The 20,917-nt window shown below is 67.0% G+C and carries 22 protein-coding genes; 18 read left to right on the top strand and 4 right to left on the bottom strand.

Features of this window, described 5'->3' with window-relative positions; genetic code table 11:
- Window positions 1–33 precede the first annotated feature (33 nt).
- The 11 genes from C5F44_RS01540 (at window position 34) to ureG (ending at window position 9,426) form a co-directional block, all read left to right on the top strand.
- Window positions 34–1,458, top strand: a complete 1,425-nt coding sequence (locus C5F44_RS01540; protein ID WP_107671724.1) for a circularly permuted type 2 ATP-grasp protein — start codon at window positions 34–36, stop codon at window positions 1,456–1,458.
- Window positions 1,459–1,460: 2 nt separating this feature from the next.
- On the top strand, window positions 1,461–2,399 hold the full coding sequence (locus C5F44_RS01535) for an alpha-E domain-containing protein (protein WP_107671841.1): 939 nt from the start codon (window positions 1,461–1,463) through the stop codon (window positions 2,397–2,399).
- Window positions 2,399–3,208, top strand: a complete 810-nt coding sequence (locus C5F44_RS01530; RefSeq protein WP_328588434.1) for a transglutaminase family protein — start codon at window positions 2,399–2,401, stop codon at window positions 3,206–3,208. Before C5F44_RS01535 ends, C5F44_RS01530 begins: the two co-directional genes overlap by 1 nt.
- A 9-nt stretch (window positions 3,209–3,217) precedes the next feature.
- Window positions 3,218–3,949, top strand: coding sequence for a proteasome-type protease (locus C5F44_RS01525; protein WP_107671723.1), 732 nt, complete (start codon window positions 3,218–3,220; stop codon window positions 3,947–3,949).
- 131 nt (window positions 3,950–4,080) lie between these two features.
- Window positions 4,081–4,914: an urease accessory protein UreD gene (locus tag C5F44_RS01520; protein ID WP_107671722.1), complete on the top strand. Its 834-nt coding sequence runs from the start codon at window positions 4,081–4,083 to the stop codon at window positions 4,912–4,914.
- Window positions 4,911–5,213, top strand: coding sequence for an urease subunit gamma (locus tag C5F44_RS01515; protein ID WP_107671721.1), 303 nt, complete (start codon window positions 4,911–4,913; stop codon window positions 5,211–5,213). Before C5F44_RS01520 ends, C5F44_RS01515 begins: the two co-directional genes overlap by 4 nt.
- 9 nt (window positions 5,214–5,222) lie before the next feature.
- The gene (locus tag C5F44_RS01510) at window positions 5,223–5,528 is read left to right on the top strand and encodes an urease subunit beta (RefSeq protein WP_107671720.1); all 306 of its coding nucleotides are present in this window, start codon (window positions 5,223–5,225) and stop codon (window positions 5,526–5,528) included.
- 450 nt (window positions 5,529–5,978) lie between these two features.
- Window positions 5,979–7,688: an urease subunit alpha gene (gene ureC, locus C5F44_RS01505; RefSeq protein WP_107671719.1), complete on the top strand. Its 1,710-nt coding sequence runs from the start codon at window positions 5,979–5,981 to the stop codon at window positions 7,686–7,688.
- Between the two features lie 7 nt (window positions 7,689–7,695).
- A complete protein-coding gene (locus tag C5F44_RS01500; RefSeq protein WP_107671718.1) occupies window positions 7,696–8,175 on the top strand; it encodes an urease accessory protein UreE in 480 nt (159 codons plus the stop codon).
- Window positions 8,168–8,803: an urease accessory protein UreF gene (locus tag C5F44_RS01495; RefSeq protein WP_328588442.1), complete on the top strand. Its 636-nt coding sequence runs from the start codon at window positions 8,168–8,170 to the stop codon at window positions 8,801–8,803. Before C5F44_RS01500 ends, C5F44_RS01495 begins: the two co-directional genes overlap by 8 nt.
- Window positions 8,800–9,426, top strand: a complete 627-nt coding sequence (gene ureG, locus C5F44_RS01490) for an urease accessory protein UreG (protein WP_107671716.1) — start codon at window positions 8,800–8,802, stop codon at window positions 9,424–9,426. Before C5F44_RS01495 ends, ureG begins: the two co-directional genes overlap by 4 nt.
- Here the strand turns inward: ureG and C5F44_RS01485 are convergent.
- Window positions 9,423–10,304, bottom strand: a complete 882-nt coding sequence (locus C5F44_RS01485) for a LysR substrate-binding domain-containing protein (RefSeq protein ID WP_107671715.1) — start codon at window positions 10,302–10,304, stop codon at window positions 9,423–9,425. The genes ureG and C5F44_RS01485 overlap by 4 nt on opposite strands.
- Before the next feature lie 100 nt (window positions 10,305–10,404).
- Here C5F44_RS01485 and C5F44_RS01480 point away from each other — a divergent pair, with 100 nt between their 5' ends.
- The 7 genes from C5F44_RS01480 to C5F44_RS01450 all read left to right on the top strand — a co-directional run bounded on the left by C5F44_RS01480 (window position 10,405) and on the right by C5F44_RS01450 (window position 18,804).
- On the top strand, window positions 10,405–11,577 hold the full coding sequence (locus C5F44_RS01480) for a pyridoxal phosphate-dependent aminotransferase (RefSeq protein WP_107671714.1): 1,173 nt from the start codon (window positions 10,405–10,407) through the stop codon (window positions 11,575–11,577).
- A gap of 3 nt (window positions 11,578–11,580) precedes the next feature.
- Window positions 11,581–13,764, top strand: a complete 2,184-nt coding sequence (locus tag C5F44_RS01475) for a dehydrogenase E1 component subunit alpha/beta (RefSeq protein WP_107671713.1) — start codon at window positions 11,581–11,583, stop codon at window positions 13,762–13,764.
- A complete protein-coding gene (locus tag C5F44_RS01470; RefSeq protein ID WP_107671712.1) occupies window positions 13,761–14,801 on the top strand; it encodes an ACP S-malonyltransferase in 1,041 nt (346 codons plus the stop codon). Before C5F44_RS01475 ends, C5F44_RS01470 begins: the two co-directional genes overlap by 4 nt.
- The gene (gene amaB / locus C5F44_RS01465; RefSeq protein WP_107671839.1) at window positions 14,801–16,303 is read left to right on the top strand and encodes an L-piperidine-6-carboxylate dehydrogenase; all 1,503 of its coding nucleotides are present in this window, start codon (window positions 14,801–14,803) and stop codon (window positions 16,301–16,303) included. The genes C5F44_RS01470 and amaB overlap by 1 nt, the downstream gene beginning before the upstream one ends.
- A gap of 74 nt (window positions 16,304–16,377) precedes the next feature.
- On the top strand, window positions 16,378–17,142 hold the full coding sequence (locus tag C5F44_RS01460) for a LamB/YcsF family protein (protein ID WP_107671711.1): 765 nt from the start codon (window positions 16,378–16,380) through the stop codon (window positions 17,140–17,142).
- Window positions 17,139–17,843, top strand: coding sequence for a 5-oxoprolinase subunit B family protein (locus C5F44_RS01455; RefSeq protein ID WP_107671710.1), 705 nt, complete (start codon window positions 17,139–17,141; stop codon window positions 17,841–17,843). The genes C5F44_RS01460 and C5F44_RS01455 overlap by 4 nt, the downstream gene beginning before the upstream one ends.
- A complete protein-coding gene (locus C5F44_RS01450) occupies window positions 17,836–18,804 on the top strand; it encodes a 5-oxoprolinase subunit C family protein (protein WP_219908651.1) in 969 nt (322 codons plus the stop codon). The genes C5F44_RS01455 and C5F44_RS01450 overlap by 8 nt, the downstream gene beginning before the upstream one ends.
- On the opposite strand, the gene C5F44_RS01445 is transcribed toward C5F44_RS01450, so the two are convergent.
- Genes C5F44_RS01445 through C5F44_RS01435 form a run of 3 tightly spaced genes read right to left on the bottom strand, consistent with a single transcriptional unit; the run spans window position 18,777 to window position 20,845 of the window.
- The gene (locus C5F44_RS01445) at window positions 18,777–19,562 is read right to left on the bottom strand and encodes an energy transducer TonB (protein WP_107671708.1); all 786 of its coding nucleotides are present in this window, start codon (window positions 19,560–19,562) and stop codon (window positions 18,777–18,779) included. The two genes, C5F44_RS01450 and C5F44_RS01445, sit on opposite strands and share 28 nt — an antisense overlap.
- A complete protein-coding gene (exbD, locus tag C5F44_RS01440; RefSeq protein WP_107671707.1) occupies window positions 19,559–19,969 on the bottom strand; it encodes a TonB system transport protein ExbD in 411 nt (136 codons plus the stop codon). The genes C5F44_RS01445 and exbD overlap by 4 nt, the downstream gene beginning before the upstream one ends.
- Window positions 19,970–19,972: 3 nt before the next feature.
- Window positions 19,973–20,845 (bottom strand): MotA/TolQ/ExbB proton channel family protein, encoded by an 873-nt coding sequence (locus tag C5F44_RS01435; protein WP_107671706.1) that lies wholly within the window; start codon window positions 20,843–20,845, stop codon window positions 19,973–19,975.
- Between the last annotated feature and the right edge of the window lie 72 nt (window positions 20,846–20,917).

Here is a 20,917-nt window from a genome sequence, read left to right as displayed (position 1 = left end):
CAAATCGGCCGATGGCATCACAGACTTGCGAACATGAGTGACACGGTGATCTTTGACGAGATGCATGGGCGGGATGGGGTGCTGCGGTCGCCCTACGCCGCCTTCGATGGCTGGATGAAGGAAGAGGACGCCGCGCGCCTGCGACGAAAGCAGCGCGAAGCCGAGGAAATCTTCCGGCTGACCGGCATCACCTTCAACGTCTATGGCCGGGCCGAGGCGGCCGAGCGGCTGATCCCCTTCGACATCATTCCCCGCATCATCAGCGGCCGCGAATGGAGCCGGCTGAGCCGCGGCATCGAACAGCGGGTGCGGGCGATAAACGCCTTCCTTTACGACATCTACCACCGGCAGGAAATCCTGCGCGCCGGGCGGATTCCGGTCGAGATGATCGAGAAGAACGCGGCCTTCCTGCCCCAGATGGTGGGGGTCACGCCGCCGGGCGGGGTTTATACCCATATCGTCGGCATCGACATCGTGCGGACGGCCGAAAACGAATTCTTCGTGCTGGAAGACAATGCCCGCACGCCCAGCGGTGTCAGCTACATGCTGGAAAACCGCGAGACCATGCTGCAGATGTTCCCCGAGCTGTTCGCCAAGAACCGCGTGCAGCCGGTGTCGAACTATCCGCAAGCGTTGCGGCGCAGCCTTTCGGCCTGCGCACCGGCCAATTCGGCGGAGGAGCCTGTTGTCGCGGTGCTGACGCCCGGCCTCTATAACAGCGCCTATTACGAACACAGCTTCCTGGCCGACAAGATGGGGGTCGAGCTGGTCGAGGGGCATGACCTGCGGGTTGTCGATGGCAAGGTGGCGATGCGCACGACGCAGGGCTACAAGCCGATCGACGTGCTGTATCGCCGGGTCGACGACGATTTCCTGGACCCGCTGAACTTTCGCGCCGACAGCACGCTGGGTATTCCGGGCATCTTCGATGTCTATCGCGCCGGCGGCATCACCATTGCCAATGCGCCGGGCACCGGCATTGCCGACGACAAGGCGATCTACAGCTACATGCCCGAGATCGTGGAGTTCTACACCGGCGAAAAGGCGCTGCTGCAGAACGTGCCCACCTGGCGCTGCAACGACGCCGAGGCACTGAAATACGTTCTGGCCCATCTGCCGGAACTGGTGGTCAAGGAAGTGCACGGGTCTGGCGGCTATGGAATGCTGGTTGGCCCCACCGCCAGCAAGCGCGAGATCGCGGAATTCCGTGCCAAACTTGAGGCGAAGCCCGGCAACTATATAGCCCAGCCGACGCTGGCGCTGTCCACCGTGCCGATCTTTACCAATTCGGGCCTGTCGCCACGCCATGTGGATTTGCGGCCTTATGTTCTGGTCTCGCCCGAGGGGGTGACGATCACGCCCGGCGGGCTGACGCGGGTGGCGTTGAAGAAAGGGTCTCTGGTGGTGAATTCGTCGCAAGGCGGGGGCACCAAGGACACCTGGGTGCTGGACGAATGACGATGTTGGGCAAGACGGCAGGCGGGCTGTACTGGATGTTCCGCTATCTTGAGCGGAGCGAGAACACCGCGCGGCTGGTTGAAGCCGGGCAGCGCATCGCGTTGACGCGCAGCCGGTCGGACGACGAATGGCAAAGCGTGCTGATGACGGCCTCAAGCCTTGACAGCTATCTGGCCAAATACCCGGCGGTGACCAAGGAAAACGCCATCGACTGGCTGCTGCGCGACCGGGACAACCCTTCGTCGGTGCTGTCGGTGGTGGAATCGGCGCGCAACAACGCCCGTCTGGTGCGCACCGCCCTGACGCGCGAGGTCTGGGAAAGCGTCAACGAAAGCTGGATGCTTCTGAAAGAGGCGCTGGCCCGCCGGGTGCCCGAACGCGACCTGCCGGAAGTGCTGACCCGCATCCGCCATCGCAGCGCCCATGTCCGGGGCGCCATGGCCGGCACCATGCTGCGCAACGAGATCTACAACTTCGCCCGGATCGGCAGCTTCATCGAACGCGCCGACAACACGGCGCGGCTGCTGGATGTGAAATACTATGTCCTGCTGCCCTCGGCCCTGTCGGTGGGGTCGTCGCTGGACAATGTGCAGTGGGAATCGCTGCTGCGGTCTGTCAGCGCCGAGGGCGGGTTCCGCATGACCCATGGCCAGACGGTGCGACCGCTGGAAATTGCGCAGTTCCTGATCCTTGACCGGCGGATGCCGCGCAGCCTTGCCTTCTGCGTGGACAAGATCGCCGACAACCTGCGCTATCTGGCGGCCGATTACGGCGCCCGCTCTGCCACGCTGGCGCTGGCCCAGACGCTGATCGAAAACCGGCTGTCGCAGCCTATCGAGGCGATCTTCGACACCGGCCTGCACGAGTTCATTCAGGAATTCCTGTATGAGCTGGGCATGATCGGCCGCCAGTGTGAAATTGACTTCCGGTTTTACGAGTGATGCCCATGCGCCTGCGGATCACCCACACCACGACCTATGACTATGACGAGCCGGTGCCCTATGCGCTGCAACAGTTGCGGCTGACGCCAAAGAACGGCGCCACCCAGACGGTGCTGGCCTGGCAGACCACCATCACCGGCGGTAAAAAGGAACTGTCCTTCGATGACGCCCACCGCAACCGGGTGGATCTGGTCAGCTTCGAACCCGGCACCCGGCAGATCGCCGTGGTCAGCGAGGGCGAGGTCGAGGTGAGCGATACGGCCGGCGTCGTGGGGGTGCAGGGCGGTTTCATGCCGTTGTGGATGTTCCTGCGCCAGACCGCGCTGACCCGCCCCGGCACCGCAAGCCGCAAGCTGGTTGGCCAGATCACACCGGGCACGGCACTGGAGCGGTCGCACGCCCTTATGGCCGCGATCCATGAAGCGGTGCGCTATGAAACCGGCATCAGCCATGTGGGCTGGACGGCCGAGGATACGCTGGCCGCCGGTCATGGCGTCTGTCAGGATCTGGCGCATGTCTTCGTGACGGCGGCCCGGCTGATGGGCCTGCCGTCGCGCTATGTCTCGGGCTATCTGATGATGCCCGACCGGGTGGTGCAGGAAGCAACCCATGCCTGGGCCGAAGTTCACCTGCCCGATCTGGGCTGGGTCGGCTTTGACCCGACCCATAACAAATGCCCCGATGCCGCCTATGTCCGCATCGCGACGGGGCTGGACTATGCCGAGGCCGCGCCTGTAACTGGCACCCGCTTCGGTCGCGCCGACGAACGGTTGTCGGTGGCGCTCGAAGTGGAACAGATGCAGCAGTAAGAGCGTGCGATGACCTATTGCGTTGGCCTCAAGATGAACCGGGGGCTGGTGTTCATGTCGGACACCCGCACCAACGCGGGCGTCGACAATATCTCGACCTTCCGCAAGATGTTCACCTGGACCGATGGCGGCGATACGGTTGTTACCCTGATGACGGCCGGAAACCTGGCCACCACGCAGGCGGTGGTTTCCACCATCGACGAACGGATGAAGGCACCGGGGGACCGCACGCCGTCAATCCTGGGCCTGCCGTCCATGTACCAGATCGCGCGGCATGTCGGGCAACTGCTGGTTGACATCATAGCGGAACGGGCCGGCGGCGGGATGCGGGCGGATTCCGCCTTCAACGCCACCATCATTCTGGGCGGGCAGGTCAAGGGCAGCGAACCGCGTCTGTTCCTGATCTACCCGGAAGGCAACTTCATCGAGGCCAGCGATGACACGCCCTTCCTGCAGATCGGCGAAACCAAGTATGGCCGCCCGATCCTGGTTCGGGCCTTCGATCCGAGCATGAGCTTCGAGGCCGCCGTGAAACTGCTGCTGGTCAGCTTCGATTCCACCATCAAGGCCAACCTCTCGGTCGGGCTGCCGCTGGATCTGCACATCTATGAACGCGACAGTCTGAGACGCGGGATGGAGCGGCGGATCAGGGCCGAAGACCCCTATTTCCAGACCATTTCGAAGGGCTGGGGCGATGCCTTGAAGGGGGCCTTCGACAGCCTGCCGGACATCACCTTCTGATCTTTTCGTTTCGCCCGGTTTTCAGGCAAACCGCACACAGCTTGTGCGGCGGACCCGTCTGACCATTGCCGTGCGCTCCTGCGCATCCGGCGCAGGATACCCTGCCGTGCAGACCACGGCAGACTGGACGGATGATTCAGGAACCCGTCCTCGCCCTTGAACGGTCGCGCGGCCTTGCGCGTGTGGGTTTCGCCCTGCGGGACGGGCGGGCGGTTCTGACCGATCTGGCGCAGGCCGGGTCAGCCAAGGTGCTGTTGCCCAATGTGGCCGGGGCACCCGAGGCGGTGTTCCTCAATACCTCGGGCGGGCTGACTTCGGGCGACCGGCTGGGTTATTCGATGCGGCTGGGCGACGGGGTGACGGCCACGGCCACCACGCAAACCGCGGAACGGGCCTATCTGGCGCGCGACGGGGCCGCGCGGATTGAGGTGGTAGCGCAGGTCGGCGCGGGCGGGCGGCTGGTGTGGCTGCCACAGGAAACCATCCTGTTCGAAGACAGCCGTCTGGACCGGCAGACCGAGATTGCCCTTGCCCCCGGCGCCAGCGTGGTGCTGGCCGAAAGCGTGGTGCTGGGCCGCCGCGCCATGGGCGAGGCGCCGCGCCGCGCCCGCCTGTTCGACCGCCGCCATGTCACGCTGGCCGGCCGCCCGCTGTGGATCGAGGCGCAGCGGCTGGATGCCGGCGTTCTGGCCATGGGTGACAGGCCCGCGCTGCTGGCCGGCAATGTCGCCTTTGCCGTGGTGGCCTTCTGCGGTGCGGGGGCCGAGGCGGCGGTGGATGCCCTGCGTGCCCTGCCCGTGCCGCCGGGGGTGCAGGCCGCCGTCACCGGCTGGAACGGCCGCTGCATCGCCCGGGCGCTGGCCCCCGACGGCTGGCCGCTGAAGCAATGGCTGGGCCGCATCGCCGCCCGGCTGACCGTAGCCCCCCTGCCAAGAACATGGCAGATGCAAGGACTGACCACATGAACCTGACCCCGCGCGAAAAGGAAAAGCTGCTGGTCAGCCTGGCCGCCATGGTGGCGCGCAACCGGCTGGCCCGTGGCGTGAAGCTGAACCACCCCGAAGCGATTGCCCTGATCACCGATTTCGTCGTGGAAGGCGCGCGTGACGGCCGCAGCGTGGCCGATCTGATGGAGGCCGGCGCCCATGTCATCACCGCCAGCCAGTGTATGCAGGGCGTGCCCGAGATGATTCATTCGGTGCAGGTCGAGGCGACGTTTCCCGACGGGACCAAGCTGGTCACCGTCCACCACCCCATCCGCTGAGAGGTTGTCATGATTCCCGGAGAATTCCTGACAGCGCCCGGCGACATCGAATTGAACGCCGGCGCCCCGGTCACCGTGCTGCGGGTGGCAAACACCGGCGACCGGCCGGTGCAGGTGGGCAGCCATTACCACTTTGCCGAAACCAACCCGGGGCTGTCCTTCGACCGGGCGGCTGCTCGCGGGCAGCGGCTGGACATCCCGGCCGGAACCGCCGTCCGGTTCGAGCCGGGCCAGACCCGCGAGGTGCGGCTGGTGCCGCTTGGCGGCGCCCGCCGCGTGTTCGGCTTCAATGCCCAGGTGATGGGGGATCTCTGACAATGTTTCACACTTCAAAACCAGCCCCGATAGCGGCCTAAAGCTATGAATGCAGTGATTGCAGTACTCAGCAGAGTCAGGACAAGTTCCGTGTGCGACATGCAGGTTAGCCTTTCCTTAGAGCGCCAATTCCAGTGGATGACCAATCCATCAAATACGCAGAATAAGGCGGCTACGAAGCTATTTCTGATAATGACTTTGATTTTCAACTTTCGAGCGTCAGATTGAAAAACTTATGCTCCGCAAATAAATCCAACAAGTTGCGTGACAATTTACACGCGTTGATCAAAAATTTTTCAAAACAAAATCAAGATCATACAAGAATAGGCAATATCTTGCCAAATCATGTTTTGCTTTCATTTTCAAACCGATACCTTTCAATGAGTCTAATTTGTTTGCGTCCGCGTCGGACAGGCGTCAAAAGTAAGAAACAATCCGAAGGATAGCGTGATGGCACACACTATTTCCCGCGCAGATTATGCCCTGATGTTCGGCCCCACCACCGGCGACAGGGTTCGCCTTGGCGACACCGACCTGATCATCGAGGTGGAGCGCGACTTCACCACCTATGGCGAGGAGGTGAAGTTCGGCGGTGGCAAGGTCATCCGTGACGGGATGGGACAAAGCCAGATCAGCCGCGCCGGGGGGGCGGTGGATACCGTCATCACCAATGCGCTGATCCTTGACCATTCCGGCATCTACAAGGCCGACATCGGGTTGCGCGACGGCCGCATCGCCGGCATCGGCAAGGCGGGCAACCCCGATACCCAGCCCGGCGTGACCATCATCATCGGGCCGGGGACCGAGATCATCGCGGGCGAGGGGCGGATCGTCACCGCCGGGGGGATGGACGCCCATATCCACTTCATCGCGCCGGGGCAGGTCGAGGACGCGCTGCATTCCGGCATCACCACCATGCTGGGCGGCGGCACCGGCCCGGCGCATGGCACGCTGGCCACCACCTGCACGCCGGGGCCGTGGCATCTGGGGCGGATGCTGCAGGCGCTGGATGCCTTCCCCATCAACTTCGGCCTTTCGGGCAAGGGCAATGCCAGCCGGCCCGAGGCGCTGGTCGAAATGGTGAAGGGCGGCGCCTGCGCGCTGAAGCTGCATGAAGACTGGGGCACCACGCCCGCCGCCATCGACTGCTGCCTGTCGGTGGCCGATGACATGGACGTGCAGGTGATGATCCACACCGACACGCTGAACGAGTCGGGCTTTGTCGAAAACACCTTGGCCGCCATTCGGGGCCGCACCATCCACGCCTTCCACACGGAAGGCGCGGGCGGCGGCCATGCGCCCGACATCATCAAGGTGGTCTCGGCGCCGAATGTGATTCCCAGTTCGACCAACCCGACGATGCCCTACACGGTGAACACCATCGAAGAGCATCTGGACATGCTGATGGTCTGCCACCACCTGGACCGGCGGGTGCAGGAAGACGTGTCCTTTGCCGAAAGCCGCATCCGGCGCGAGACCATCGCGGCGGAAGACATCCTGCACGACATGGGGGCGTTCTCGATCATTTCCTCGGACAGTCAGGCCATGGGCCGGGTGGGCGAGGTGATCACCCGCACCTGGCAGACCGCCCACAAGATGAAGCAGCAGCGCGGGCGGCTGGCCGCGGAGACGGGCGACAACGACAATATCCGCGCCCGGCGCTATGTGGCGAAATACACCATCAACCCGGCCATCGCGCAGGGGATGAGCCGCGAGATCGGATCAATCGAAGTGGGCAAGCGCGCCGATCTGGTGATCTGGTCGCCCGCCTTCTTCGGGGCCAAGCCCGAGATGGTGCTGGTGGGCGGCAGCATCGCCATGGCGCAGATGGGCGATACCAATGCCAGCATCCCCACGCCGCAGCCGGTGTATTCGCGGCCGATGTTCGGGGCCTTTGGCCGGGCTGTCGAGCGGGGGGCGGTGCTGTTCGTTTCGGCCGCGGCACAGGCAGACGGCTTGCGCGGGCAGTTGGGGCTGGCCAAGGAAACCGTCGCGGTGCAGGGCACGCGCAACATCGGCAAAGCCGACATGGTGCTGAACAGCGCCATGCCGCAGATCGAGGTGCATACCGAAACCTATGAGGTGCGTGCCGATGGCGAATTGCTGACCTGCGCCCCGGCAACCGAGCTGCCGCTGGCGCAGCGCTATTTCCTGTTCTGAGGGGGCGATGGCTTTCCCGCTTCCCGCCCGCACCGTGCTGCGCGCCGGCACATGGTCTGGCCCCACCGCCGATACGGTGCGGCTGAGCTATGATGAACGCTTTTTGCGCCGCAAGCGCCTGCTGTGCGAAGGGGGCGCGGGCGTGATGGTCGATCTGGCCGCCACCACCAGCCTTGAAGCCGGCGATGCGCTAGAAACCGACGATGGCCAGCGGATCAGGGTTGTCGCGGCGGATGAGCCGGTGGTGCAGGTGCGCGGGGAAAATCTGGCGCGGCTGGCCTGGCACATCGGCAACCGGCACACGCCGTGTCAGGTGGCCAAGGATCATCTGGTGATCCGGCAGGACCATGTGCTTGAGGCGATGCTGGCGCAACTGGGGGCAAGGCTGGCCCATGTCATTGCGCCCTTCCACCCGGAAGGCGGGGCCTATGGCCATGGCCGCACGCTGGGACATGACCACGCCCCGCACGGGTTTCCGCATGGTTAGAGACGCAATTGCCGCCCGGCTGCGGCTGGTGCAGATCCTGTCACCCGCCTTTCCCATTGGTGCCTTCGCCCATTCGCAGGGGCTGGAAACCGCCATTGCCGATGGGCGCGTGGCCGATGCCGGTGATTTGCAGGACTGGATCGCCGCTGTTCTGACCCATGGTTCGGCCCGGACGGATGCCATCTTCCTGTCGATGGCCCGCCGCCCCGGGGCCGACCTTGCCGCGCTGGCCGATCTGTTCGACGCCTGGCTTCCTTCTGCCGAACGCGCCATCGAAACGGCCGAGCTTGGGCGGGCCTTTCAGTCTCTGACAAGGCCAAAAGACCCGGCCTTGCCCTATCCGCTGGCCGTTGGCGCGGCGACGCAAGACATGGACCTGCCCGAGGAGGAAGTGCTGGCCCTGTTCCTGCAGGCCGTGGCGGCGCAACTGGTTTCGGTGGCCGTGCGGTTCCTGCCCTTGGGCCAGACCGAAGGCCAGCGGGTGCTGGCCGCGCTGGCGCCGGTGATCGCCGAAACCGCGCAGGCCGCGGCCGCAGCGGGGGAAGCCGACCTTTGGTCCTTTACCCCCGGCGCCGATCTGGCCGCGATGGCGCATGAAACGCTGGAGACAAGGATTTTCCGCACATGACCGCTTCCCCAAATGGCCCGCTTCGCGTGGGCATCGGCGGCCCGGTGGGTGCGGGCAAGACCACGCTGACCGAACAACTGGCGCGCACGCTGGCATCGCGGCTGTCGATGGCCGTCATCACCAATGACATCTACACCCGCGAGGATGCCGAATATCTGATGCGGGCGCAGGTTCTGCCGCAGGACCGCATCAGGGGCGTGGAAACCGGCGGCTGCCCGCATACCGCCATTCGCGAGGATGCCAGCATCAACCTGGCCGCCGTGGCCGACCTGAGCCGCGCGCATCCTGATCTTGACCTGATCCTGATCGAAAGCGGCGGCGACAATCTGGCGGCCACCTTCAGCCCCGAACTGGCCGACCTGACGATCTATGTGATCGACACCGCAGCCGGGCAGGACATTCCGCGCAAGAAGGGGCCGGGACTGGTGAAATCCGACCTGCTGGTGGTGAACAAGACCGACCTTGCCCCGCATGTGGGCGTGGACCTTGCGCTTCTGGAAAGCGACACCCGCAGGGCGCGCGGCGCGCGGCCCTATGTGCTGGCCAACCTGCGGCGCGGTCAGGGTATTGACCAGATCATTGCACATCTGGTGGGGATGGGCGGTCTGGAACTGCGCCCCTAACCCTGCGCCTGCAACCAGCGGATCAGCGCCTGCAAGGGGCGGCCGGGGTCGCGCAGCCGGGGCCAGACCAGAAAATAGGTGCCCTCGGCCGCGGCATAACGGGCAAAGGCCGGCACCAGCCGGCCACGCCGGAATTCGGCCTCGGCCAGAAAATCGGGCAGCAGCGCCACGCCAAAGCCCAGGGCCGCGGCCTCGGCCATCTGGGCGAACTGGTCGAACAGCATCCCGCGCAGCCGCGCGCCGGGGCAGCCGTTGCGGGTGAACCATTCCTCCCAGGCGCCGGGGCGGCTTTCCAGGTGCAGCAGCGGCAAGGCCAGCAGCTCCTGTTGCGAAACGGGGCCCTGTGGCACCAGTTGCGGCGCGCAGGCCGGAATCACCCGCTCACTGGACAGTTCCAGGTATTCGACCCCTTGCCAGTTGCGGGCGCCGAAATGGATGGCGGCATCCAGCTTGTCGCGGCTGAAATCGAAGGGCGACAGCCGGGTGGACAGGTTCACCGTGATTTCGGGATGCGCCTCGGCAAAGGCGCGCAACCGTGGCGTCAGCCAGTGCGTTCCGAACGCCGGCAGGATGCCAAGGTTCAGGCTGCTGCGTTCGCCCGAGGCGCGCACCTTCAGGCTGGCCCGCGCCAGATCGTTCAGGAACCCGCGCACCGACTGGGCATAGGCCGTGCCCGATTGCGTCAGCGCCAGCCCCTTGCCTTCGCGCCGGAACAGCGCGACGCCGATCTGGTCTTCCAGCGCCTTCAACTGCCGGCTGACCGCGGAATGGGTCAGCGACAGTTCCTGCGCGGCCGCCGTGGCGGTGCCCAGCCGATCCACCGCCTCAAGCGCCTGCAGGGACGAGATTGACGGCAGAAAGCGGCGCGGGGCGATCATGTGACTTTTTCTCCAACGTGATGACCAAAATCTCGCTCATATGTTCGGAAACTTCCAGCTATGTCTGGCGCGAAACGACAAAGAGCAGCGAGCAAGCAGAATGACCACAGCCGCCGGATTTCGCCGTGCCAGCCGGATTGCCGGGCTGGAAATCTCGGAAATCGTGCAGATCAGCGAACGCGCCGCCGCGCTGAAGGCCGCTGGAAAGGATGTCGTGTCGCTGTCAACCGGCGAGCCGGACTTCCCCACCCCCGCGCATGTGGTGGAAGCGGCCCATGCCGCCGCGCTGGCAGGCAAGACGAAATACACCGCCACCGCCGGCACCGCCGAACTGCGTGGCGCCGTGGCGGCCGATGCCGGGGTGACGGTGGCCGAGGTCATCATCTCGACCGGGGCCAAGCAGGTGATCGCCAACGCCATGCTGGCCACGCTGGAGCCGGGCGATCAGGTGGTGATGCCCGCCCCCTACTGGACCAGCTATTCCGACATCGTGGCCATGGCTGGCGGTGTGCCGGTGGTGGTGCCCTGCGCCATGGAAGACGGCTTCAAGCTGTCGCCCGCCGCGCTGGAAGCCGCGATCACGCCGCAAACCCGCTGGCTGATGCTGAACGCGCCGTCGAACCCGTCCGGCGCGATCTATTCCCAGGCCGAGTTGCAGGCGCTGGCGGCGGTGCTGGACCGTCACCCGCAGGTCTGGGTGATGGCCGACGAAATCTATGAACACCTGAACTTCATTCCCTTCACCCGGCTTGCCGTGGCAGCGCCGCAGCTCAGGGACCGGCTGCTGACGGTGAACGGGGCGTCCAAGGCCTGGTCGATGACCGGCTGGCGCATCGGCTGGGGCATCGCCCCCGCGCCGCTGGTCAAGGCGATGGGCGCGGTGCAGGGGCAGGTCACCTCGGGCGCCTGTTCGATTGCGCAGGCCGCCGCCGTGGCCGCGCTGACCGGCGACAACAGCCTGATCGACGTTCGGCGGCAGGCGCTGCGGGCACGGCGCGACCGGGTGGTCGCCGCGCTGAACGCGGTGCCGGGAATCGACTGCCCGTCACCCGACGGGGCGTTCTATGTCTTCCCCCGCATCACCGGGGCCATGGCGGCCAAGGGGTTCGACAGCGACGCCGCGCTGTGCACCTGGCTGCTGGAAGATCATGGCGTTGCCATCGTGCCGGGCCGCGCCTTTGGCCTGCCCGGCCATGCCCGGCTGTCCTTCGCCTATTCCGATGCCGATCTTGACGCCGGTCTTGGCCGCATCGCCGCCGCATTGGGGGCCTGAGCCATGGCGCGTTGCGAGATTGTCCATGAGAACTTCCTGCGCCGCGTTGCCGCCGGCGATCTGCCCTCAGGCCGCGCGCCGGCCGGGCCGCTGACGGCGGACCAGGCGGTCGCGGCCTTTCGCGCCGCCTGCCTGACCCGCGCACTGGACCGGCAAAGCCGGGCCATGCAGCGGGCGGGGCAAGGGTTCTATACCATCGGCTCTTCGGGGCACGAAGGCATGGCGGCGGTGGCGCTGGCCTTGCGCACGGGCGACATGGCCTTCCTGCATTACCGGGATGCCGCCTTCCAGATTGCCCGCGCCGGCCAGGTGCCCGGCCAGAACCCCACCTGGGACATGCTCTTGTCCTTTGCCTCGTCCAGCGAAGACCCCATCTCGGGCGGGCGGCACAAGGTTCTGGGATCGAAGGCGCTGATGATCCCGCCACAAACCTCGACCATTGCCAGCCACCTGCCCAAGGCGGTGGGGGCGGCCTATTCGGTGGGCGCCGCGCGCCGCCGCCGCCCGGAACACGCGCTTCTGGCCGAAGATGCGGTGGTAATGTGCAGCTTTGGCGATGCCAGCGCCAACCATTCCACCGCGCAAGGCGCGTTCAACACCGCGGGCTGGACCAGCTATCAATCGGTGCCGCTGCCGCTGCTGTTTGTCTGCGAGGACAACGGCATTGGCATTTCCACCAAGACGCCGAAGGGCTGGATCGAGGCCGGTTTCAGCGCCCGCCCGGGGCTGAAATATTTCAAGGCCGATGGTCTGGACCTGTATGACACCTACCGCGTGGCGTCCGAAGCGGCAGACTATGTGCGCAGCCGCAAGAAGCCGGCCTTCCTGCACCTGCGCACCATCCGGCTGTATGGCCATGCCGGGGCGGATGTGCCCACCACCTATCTGAGCCGCGAAGAGGTGGAGGCCGAAGAGGCGCAAGATCCGCTGCTGCATTCGGTGCGGCTGCTGGATCAGGCCGGGGTGATGCAGCCCGCCGAGGCGCTGGCGATCTACAAGGAAACCGTGGATCGCGTGGCCCGCGTCGCCGCCGAGGCGGTAACCCGCCCGCGGCTGAAGTCGGCCAGCGGCGTGATGTCCAGCCTGATCCCGCCGAAACGCGACTGCCGGCCCACCAACGGCCCCACGCCCGAAGCGCGGGCGGCGGTTTTCGGCGGCGACCTGAAGGCAATGGAAGAGCCGCAGATCATGTCGCGGCTGATCAACTGGGCGCTGACCGACCTGATGCTGGCGCACCCCGAAATCGTGATGATGGGCGAAGATGTCGGCCGCAAGGGCGGTGTCTATGGTGTGACGCAGAAGCTGACGGCGCGCTTTGGCCCGGACCGGATGATCGACACGCTGCTGGATGAACAATCCATCCTGGGCCTGGCCATCGGCATGGCGCAGAACGGCTTTGTGCCGATGCCGGAAATCCAGTTCCTGGCCTATCTGCACAATGCCGAGGACCAGATCCGCGGCGAAGCGGCAACGCTGCCCTTCTTCTCGAACGGGCAGTTCACCAACCCGATGGTGCTGCGCATTGCCGGGCTGGGGTATCAGAAGGGTTTTGGCGGGCATTTCCACAACGACAACTCGGTTGCCGTGCTGCGCGACATTCCGGGCGTGATCCTGGCGGTGCCGTCGAACGGGGCCGACGCGGCCCGGATGCTGCGCGAATCTGTGCGGCTTGCGCGGGAAGAACAGCGCGTGGTGGTGTTCCTGGAACCCATTGCGCTGTATCCGATGCGCGACCTGCATACCGACAAGGACGGCGGCTGGATGCGGCTTTACCCCGCCCCGGATGAGGTGATCGGCTTCGGCGACGTCGGAGTTCAGGGCACGGGAACCGACCTGGCCATCGTGACCTTCGGCAACGGGGTCTATCTGTCGAACCAGGCGCTGCCCGCGATCGAGGCGGCGGGGATCAAGACCCGCATCGTGGATACGCGCTGGCTGTCGCCCTTGCCGAAAGAGGCTCTGATGCAGGCGGTTTCGGGCTGCAAGCATATTCTGGTGGTGGATGAGACACGCCATTCCGGGGGCGTTGCCGAGGCGCTGATGGCGCATTTCCATGAAGCAGCGCCGGGCGCCAGGCTGGCCCGGATCACCGCCGAGGACAGTTTCATCGCCACCGGCCCGGCTTATGCGGTAACCATGCCGTCCAAAGACGGAATCACCGCGGCCGCAACGGAGCTGTGCAAATGAAGACGGCTGTCGTGATCTGCCCCGGACGGGGCACCTACAACGCGCCGGAGCTGGGCTATCTGCGCCGTTTCTTCCCAGATGCCGGCCTGCTGGCACGGTTTGATGCCCTGCGGACGCAGGCCGGGCAGGAAACCCTGACGGCGCTGGACGGCGCGGCGAAATTCTCGCTTTCCACGCACAGCCGGGGGGACAATGCCAGCGCGCTGATCTTTGCCGCGACGCTGGGCGATTTCCTGTCGCTGGACGGGGAAGCTGTCCGGGTTGTGGGCGTGACCGGCAATTCGATGGGCTGGTATTCGGCCCTGGCCTGCGCCGGCGCCACCACGCCGGACGACGGGTTCCGCATCGCCAACACCATGGGCACGCTGATGCAGAATGCGCTGATCGGCGGCCAGCTTGTCTATCCCTGGATGGGCGATGACTGGGTGCCCGATCCGGCACGCAAGGCCGGTCTGCTGGCGCTGATGGCCGAGATTGCCACCCGGCCCGACCATGCGCTGGCGCTGTCGATCGACCTTGGCGGCCTGCTGGTGCTGGCCGGGAACGAGGCGGGCCTCAAGGCGTTTGAAGCCGCCGTTCCGCCGGTTCAGGGCCGCTTTCCCATGCGGCTGGGCAATCACGCGGCCTTCCACACCGCGCTGCAGGCCCCGGTGGCGGCGCAGGGTCAGGCCGCGCTTCCGCAGGCGCTGTTCCGCCAGCCGGCGCTGCCGCTGATCGACGGACGCGGCCATGTCTGGTGGCCGGGCGCAAACACCACGGCGGCCCTGCGGGATTATACCCTGGGCCATCAGGTAACCGAGACCTATGACCTGACCGCTGCCCTGCGCAGCGCAGCGCGCGAATTCGCGCCGGACCTGTTCATCGTCACCGGGCCGGGGAACACCCTTGGCGGCGCGGTGGCACAATCGCTGATCCTGGCCAACTGGCGCGGGATGGGCAGCAAGACCGATTTCCAGAAACAACAGACGACCGACCCGATCCTTGTGTCCATGGGGCTTGAGGATCAGCGCGGCCGTGTCACCAACGGAGCCAGATGATGACCCATTCCCCCATTCTTGCCGCAGCCGGCCTGACCGCCGCCGATCTGACCGGCGGCACGCTGGCCGTGCGTTCGCCCATCGACGGCGCCGAGGTGGCGAAAGTTCACGAAACCGATCCGGCGGCGATGCCGGCGGTGATCGCCCGCGCGCAGGCCGCCTTCCGCGCCTGGCGTGACGTTCCGGCCCCGCGCCGGGGCGAACTGGTGCGCCTGCTGGGCGAGGAACTGCGCAGCGCCAAGGCGGAGCTGGGCGCGCTGGTCACGCTGGAAGTGGGCAAGATCACCAGCGAAGGCCTGGGCGAAGTGCAGGAGATGATCGACATCTGCGATTTCGCCGTTGGCCTGTCGCGGCAGCTTTACGGCCTGACCATCGCCAGCGAACGCCCTGGCCACCGCATGGCGGAAACCTGGCACCCGATCGGGCCAGTGGGCGTGATCAGCGCCTTCAACTTCCCGGTGGCCGTCTGGTCGTGGAACGCCGCCCTTGCGCTGGTCTGCGGCAACCCGGTGATCTGGAAGCCGTCCGAGAAAACCCCGCTGACCGCCATTGCCGCACATCGCTGTCTTGAACGCGCGCTGGTCCGCTTTGGCGATGATGCGCCCGAGGGCCTGTCGCAACTGGTGATCGGCGGTCCCGCCATCGGCGAGGCGCTGGTCGTGTCGCCGGACGTGCCGGTCCTGTCGGCCACCGGCTCTACCCGGATGGGGGCCATCGTGGGGCCCAAGGTCGCGGCCCGCTGGGGCCGGTCGATCCTGGAACTGGGCGGCAACAACGCGATGATCGTGGCGCCTTCGGCCGATCTTGACATGGCGGTGCGTGCCATCGTCTTCGGCGCTGTCGGCACCGCGGGCCAGCGCTGCACCTCGCTCCGCCGGCTGATCGCGCATCACTCGATCCGTGCGGAACTGGTGGCGCGGCTGACCAAGGCCTATGCCAGCCTGCCCATCGGCGACCCGCGCAAACCCACCACGCTGATCGGCCCGCTGATCGACCAGGCCTCGCGCGACCGGATGCTGGCGCAACTGGCGAAGGCCAAGTCGGAAGGCGGCACCGTGCATGGAGGCCGCGCCGTGGCCGAGGGCGTGCCCCAGGGCGGCGCCTATGTGGAACCGGCGCTGGTGGAAATGCCGGCGCAGACCGAAACCGTGCGCGAGGAAACCTTCGCCCCGATCCTGTATGTCCTGGGCTATGAAACCCTGGACGAGGCGATTGCGCTGCAAAACGGCGTGCCGCAGGGCCTGTCGTCCTGCATCTTCACGCTGAACCTGCGCGAAGCGGAAACCTTCCTTTCGGCTGCCGGGTCCGACTGCGGCATCGCCAACGTCAACATCGGCCCCTCGGGTGCCGAAATCGGCGGCGCCTTCGGTGGCGAAAAGGAAACCGGCGGCGGGCGCGAAAGCGGCTCTGACGCGTGGAAGGGCTATATGCGCCGGCAGACCAGCACGGTGAACTATTCCGCCAAGCTGCCGCTGGCGCAGGGTGTGCGTTTCGACGTCTGACCCGCGACGAAGCCGCGCCTTGCCACCGGCGCGGCTTCGGTCTTCACTGGCCCCGAACCATAAGGTGGGGGACAATGCGGATCGACCTGAACTCTGATCTGGGGGAAGGCTATGGCCCCTGGGCCATGGGCGATGACGCGGCGCTGCTGACCGTGGTCACCAGCGCCAACATTGCCTGCGGCGGCCATGCCGGTGACCCGGAAACGATGTTCGCCACCCTGCGGCTGGCCGCCGATCATGGCGTGATCGTCGGCGCCCACCCCGGCTATGCCGACCGTGAAGGGTTCGGGCGGCGCATCATTCCCATGACCCCGGCCGCGATTGGCCGCATGGTGGCCGCGCAGGTGGGTAGCCTGCAAGCTGTGGCTGCAGTTGCCGGAACGCGGGTGCGCTATGTGAAGCCGCATGGCGCGCTGGCCAATCTGGCCGCCGATGATGCCGCCGTGGCGGCGGCCATCGTGGCCGCCATCGCGGCCCTGCCGGGCGATCTGGCGGTTCTGGCCATTTCGGGCACGGAGCTGGAAATCGCCGCCCGGGCCGCCGGGCTGAGCGCCATCTCGGAAATCTTTGCCGACCGGGGGTATCTGCCGAACGGGCGGCTGGTTCCGCGCGGCCAGCCCGGCGCGCTGATCCATGATGCGGATGAGGCGGCGGACCGGCTGATTGCCCTGCTGCGATCCGGCCGGATGCCGGTGCAGGGCGGCGGGTCCATTCCGCTGAACGCGCAGTCGATCTGCGTCCATGGCGATTCGCCGGGTGCGCTGCAACTGGCGCAACGCCTGCGCGCACGCCTTCTGGCCGAAGGCGTGACCGTCACGCCCTTTCTGGTGCCCGCATGACCCCAACCCCCGCCAGCCCGCGGTTCCGCGCCGTGGCCGACCATGCGGTGCAGGTCGAATTCGCCGAAACCCTGTCGGACGACGCCCATGCCGCCGTTCTGGCGCTTGATCTTGCACTGGCGTCGGACCCGCCGCGCGGGATGCGTGAAGCGGTGCCGGCCTATGTCAGCCTGCTGGTCGATTTCGACCCGCTGGAAACCGATCATCGCGCCGTGGAATCGTCTCTGCGCAGGCTGATCCAGGCCGGCGCGACCGTGAACCGGCAACCTGCGGAACGGGTGGTCGAGGTTTGCTATGATGCCCCGCTGGCACCCGATCTTGACGCCGTGGCACAACGCACCGGGCTGGACCGTGAGGCGGTGATCGCCGCGCATCTGGCGGGGCGCTATCACGTCTACATGTACGGTTTCGCGCCGGGCTATGCCTATCTGGCCGGGGTGCCGCCCGCCTTGCGGCTGAACCGCAAGCCTGCGCCGGTGCGCGGGGTGGTGGCGGGGTCGGTGCTGATCGCCGGCCCGCAATGCCTGGTCTCGACCCTGACCATGCCGACCGGCTGGTGGATCATCGGCCGCTCTCCCACGCCCATCCTGCTGGACGATCCGGCCCGCCCCTTCCTGTTCGATGTCGGGGACAGGGTGATCTTCCGCCGCATCACCCGCGCTGCCTTTGAACTGGCCCGCAAGGAGGGTGCCGATGACTGAGGCACTGCTTCGCGTGGTCTTTGCCGGACCGCATGTCACCCTTCAGGATGGTGGCCGCCCCGGCCAGATGCGCTTTGGCGTACCCGCTTCGGGTCCAATGGACCGCAAGGCGCTGCGGATCGCCAACACCGCCCTTGGCAACCCGCCCGACGCCACCGGGATCGAGGTTTCGCCCGGCGGGCTGGTGCTGGATTGCCTGAGCGGTGCGGTGACGCTGGCCATGGTGGGCGGCGGCTTCATCCTGCATATCGACGGCCGCAAGCTGGGGTCATGGTCGGTTTTCACCCTGCGCGCGGGCCAGCGGCTGACCGTGCGGCTTGGACCCTGGGGAAGCTGGGCCTGCCTGGCCGTGGCAGGCCACCTGATCAGCGAAACCTGGCTGGGCAGCACCGCCACCCACGGGCTTTCGGGCCTTGGCGGCGGGCGGCTGGTGGCCGGCCGGGTGTTGCGGGTGACCGGACCCAGCCAGTGCGAGACCGCCGAGCGCAGCATCCCCTGCCCGGTCTGGACCCGGCCGCGCCATCTGCTTCATGCGGTCTGGGGCCCGCAGGAACGCTTTTTCCCGCCCGAGGTGCGGACCCGCCTTGCCACCGGCACCTTCCTTGTCAGCAGCGCCATTGACCGCATGGGTCTGCGCCTGGACGGCCCGTCGCTGCCACCGGAAGAATCGCTGGGGATTCCGTCCGAACCGATCTTGCGCGGGTCGGTACAGGTGGCGGGCGATGGCCGCCCGATGATCCTGCTGTCTGACCACCAGACAACCGGCGGCTACCCCAAGATCGCCACGCTTCTGGCCGATGACGTGGACGGTCTGGTGCAATGCCGCCCCGGCGATCCGCTACGGTTCCGGCTGATCACCCCGGAGGAGGCGGTGCAGATCGCCCGGCAGCGGGCGCGGGCGGTGGACCAGTATCTTTCGGCGCTGGCGCGGCCCTATTTGCCGACGAATTCGAACGAATAGCTGCGGCCTGCGCCTTCGGGCGGGGCCGGGAACGGGGCAGACCGGCGGATGTGGCTGACCGCCACTTCGTCCAGCGCGGCATTGCCCGAACTTTGCAGCACCCGCACCCCGGCAAGGCTGCCGTCCGCCGCGATGCTGAAGCCGACCTGCACCGTTCCCCGGCCCGCGCCGGCCTGTTTGCGGGTGGCGCGAACCTTCTTCATCACCGCCTTGGCATAGGCCGCCGGAGAGACGGAGCCGCCGCTTTTGGCCTTGGCGCCCGCCGTGGGCGCGGTGGCACCGGCGGATGTGGCCTTGGAAACCTTGGCCTCTTTCGCGGGTTTGTTCTTTTTCTTCTTGGCCTTCGGTGCCTCGGGCTTCGGGTCGGCCTTGGCCACTTTCTTTGCCGGGGGTTCCTTTTGCGGCGGCAGCAGGGCCATATCGGCCTGCGCCGGCACGTCAGGCTCTGGCATTGCCATCGCGGGCCGGGGGTGCGGCAGGTCCGGGGCGGTTTCGGCCTTGGGGACCGGCGGTTTCGCTTCGGCCACGTCCATCGGATCGGCCAGATCCGGCATCTCATCCATGACCTGCGGCGCGGGGTCGGCCACGGCCGACATCGCCGGCGCCACGGCGGGCACCGGCGCCAGGTCGATCATCAGCGCCACCGGGGCGGCCCGGTCCTGCAAGGTCAGCGCGACGGCGGCGCCGGACAGCAAGGCGGCGGCAACAGTGGCGGCGGCGATCCAGCCGGGGGCGGTTCGGGTCTGCGGCAGCATCATGGCGCCCCCTCAAGCCCGACGAGGGCCACTTTCAGATAGCCGGCCCGGCGCAGCGAATCGAGGACGCCCATCAGCGCGCCATAGTCGATGCTGCGGTCGGCCCGCAGGAAGACCGGCGTGTCCCGCTGGCCGCCGGTGCGCGCGTCCAGCACGGCCGCCAGGGCGTTGCGGTCGATTTCGGTTTCGTCCAGCAACAGGGCGCGGCTTTCGGTGAAGGTCAGCCAAAGCGGGTCTGCCGGCCGGTCGGCGGGCGGGGCGGACGATGCGGGCAGGTTCACCTGCACATCCACGGTGGACAGCGGCGCCGCCACCATGAACACGATCAGCAGCACCAGAATCACGTCGATGAAAGGCGTGACGTTGATCTCGCTCAGTTCGGTGTCGCCTTCGTCCAGCCGCAGCGCCATGTGTCAGCCCCCTGCCGCCATGCGGGCATCCAGCGCGCGGCTGAAACTGCGCAGCACCTCGGCCGTGCCATCCGCCAGACGGTGGCGATAGGCCGCGATGCGCCGTGTCAGATGGTTGTACAGCAGCACCGCCGGAATCGCCGCGACCAGCCCCAGCCCGGTGGCCAGCAGAGCCTCGGCAATGCCGGGGGCCACCACCGACAGGTTGGTCGTCTTGGTTTCGGCAATCGCCATGAAGCTGTTCATGATGCCGAAGACGGTGCCGAACAGCCCCACGAACGGCCCCACCGCCCCGATCGAGGCCAGAAGCCCGGTGCCGCTGCGCAGCCGCTGCACCGCCGCCGCCTCGATTCGCGCCAGCGACAGGTCCAGCCGCTCACGCGCCGAGGCGCGCAGGTCGGAGGTCAGCCGGGCCGGCAGGTCTGCGATTTCCTGCCGCGCCGCCTGATTGCTGGCCATGAGCGGACAGGACGGCAGGCCGGAGGCGGCCTTGTCCTGCCCCAGCGCGCGGGCTGACCGGGCCAGCCGGGAAAACGCGATCCGGTATTCCACCAGCTTGTACAGGAACACGGTCAGCACCGCGAAAACGGCAGCCGCCAGCAGCGCCATCACCGCCTGCACCACCGGATGCGCCTCAAGCACCAGCGGGGCAAGATCGGCGGCCTTCGACCCATGCGCAACGGCACCCGTGACCGGCACGCCCGAAAGGGGCGGCGGGGTCAGGGCGGTTTCCGGCGTCAGCGCCAGCGCGGGCGGCGCGGTCCCCACCACGGGCGGCGTGTCGGGGGTTTGCGCCCAGGCAGGCGCGGCCAGCAGGCAGCCAAGCACAGTGACGGCAAGGCGAAGGGTCGTGCGGGGGGTGGCCTGGCGGCGCATCGGCGGGGCAGTCCCTTGGGTCTTGTCTGCAAGGGGGCTGGCCGGGCCGGTTGGCGCGCGAGGCTGGCGGCA

The sequence above is a fragment of the Fuscovulum blasticum DSM 2131 genome, assembly GCF_003034965.1.
In the GTDB taxonomy this organism is placed as follows: Bacteria; Pseudomonadota; Alphaproteobacteria; order Rhodobacterales; family Rhodobacteraceae; genus Pseudogemmobacter; species Pseudogemmobacter blasticus.
The sequence above is the reverse complement of the archived record's forward strand: the minus strand, read 5'-3'. Positions and strand labels throughout refer to the sequence as shown.

Bases quoted from the DNA above. Each gene is read 5' to 3' on its own strand.
- amaB (WP_107671839.1), top strand. From the start codon at position 14,801: ATGACCCATTCCCCCATTCTTGCCGCAGCCGGCCTGACCGCCGCCGAT.
- C5F44_RS01500 (WP_107671718.1), top strand. From the start codon at position 7,696: ATGGCTTTCCCGCTTCCCGCCCGCACCGTGCTGCGCGCCGGCACATGG.
- C5F44_RS01520 (WP_107671722.1), top strand. From the start codon at position 4,081: ATGATTCAGGAACCCGTCCTCGCCCTTGAACGGTCGCGCGGCCTTGCG.
- C5F44_RS01535 (WP_107671841.1), top strand. From the start codon at position 1,461: ATGTTGGGCAAGACGGCAGGCGGGCTGTACTGGATGTTCCGCTATCTT.
- C5F44_RS01495 (WP_328588442.1), top strand. From the start codon at position 8,168: ATGGTTAGAGACGCAATTGCCGCCCGGCTGCGGCTGGTGCAGATCCTG.
- C5F44_RS01470 (WP_107671712.1), top strand. From the start codon at position 13,761: ATGAAGACGGCTGTCGTGATCTGCCCCGGACGGGGCACCTACAACGCG.
- C5F44_RS01485 (WP_107671715.1), bottom strand. From the start codon at position 10,304: ATGATCGCCCCGCGCCGCTTTCTGCCGTCAATCTCGTCCCTGCAGGCG.
- C5F44_RS01445 (WP_107671708.1), bottom strand. From the start codon at position 19,562: ATGATGCTGCCGCAGACCCGAACCGCCCCCGGCTGGATCGCCGCCGCC.
- C5F44_RS01525 (WP_107671723.1), top strand. From the start codon at position 3,218: ATGACCTATTGCGTTGGCCTCAAGATGAACCGGGGGCTGGTGTTCATG.
- C5F44_RS01475 (WP_107671713.1), top strand. From the start codon at position 11,581: ATGGCGCGTTGCGAGATTGTCCATGAGAACTTCCTGCGCCGCGTTGCC.
- ureC (WP_107671719.1), top strand. From the start codon at position 5,979: ATGGCACACACTATTTCCCGCGCAGATTATGCCCTGATGTTCGGCCCC.
- C5F44_RS01460 (WP_107671711.1), top strand. From the start codon at position 16,378: ATGCGGATCGACCTGAACTCTGATCTGGGGGAAGGCTATGGCCCCTGG.
- C5F44_RS01530 (WP_328588434.1), top strand. From the start codon at position 2,399: ATGCCCATGCGCCTGCGGATCACCCACACCACGACCTATGACTATGAC.
- C5F44_RS01450 (WP_219908651.1), top strand. From the start codon at position 17,836: ATGACTGAGGCACTGCTTCGCGTGGTCTTTGCCGGACCGCATGTCACC.
- exbD (WP_107671707.1), bottom strand. From the start codon at position 19,969: ATGGCGCTGCGGCTGGACGAAGGCGACACCGAACTGAGCGAGATCAAC.
- C5F44_RS01515 (WP_107671721.1), top strand. From the start codon at position 4,911: ATGAACCTGACCCCGCGCGAAAAGGAAAAGCTGCTGGTCAGCCTGGCC.
- C5F44_RS01540 (WP_107671724.1), top strand. From the start codon at position 34: ATGAGTGACACGGTGATCTTTGACGAGATGCATGGGCGGGATGGGGTG.
- C5F44_RS01480 (WP_107671714.1), top strand. From the start codon at position 10,405: ATGACCACAGCCGCCGGATTTCGCCGTGCCAGCCGGATTGCCGGGCTG.
- C5F44_RS01435 (WP_107671706.1), bottom strand. From the start codon at position 20,845: ATGCGCCGCCAGGCCACCCCCCGCACGACCCTTCGCCTTGCCGTCACT.
- C5F44_RS01455 (WP_107671710.1), top strand. From the start codon at position 17,139: ATGACCCCAACCCCCGCCAGCCCGCGGTTCCGCGCCGTGGCCGACCAT.
- ureG (WP_107671716.1), top strand. From the start codon at position 8,800: ATGACCGCTTCCCCAAATGGCCCGCTTCGCGTGGGCATCGGCGGCCCG.
- C5F44_RS01510 (WP_107671720.1), top strand. From the start codon at position 5,223: ATGATTCCCGGAGAATTCCTGACAGCGCCCGGCGACATCGAATTGAAC.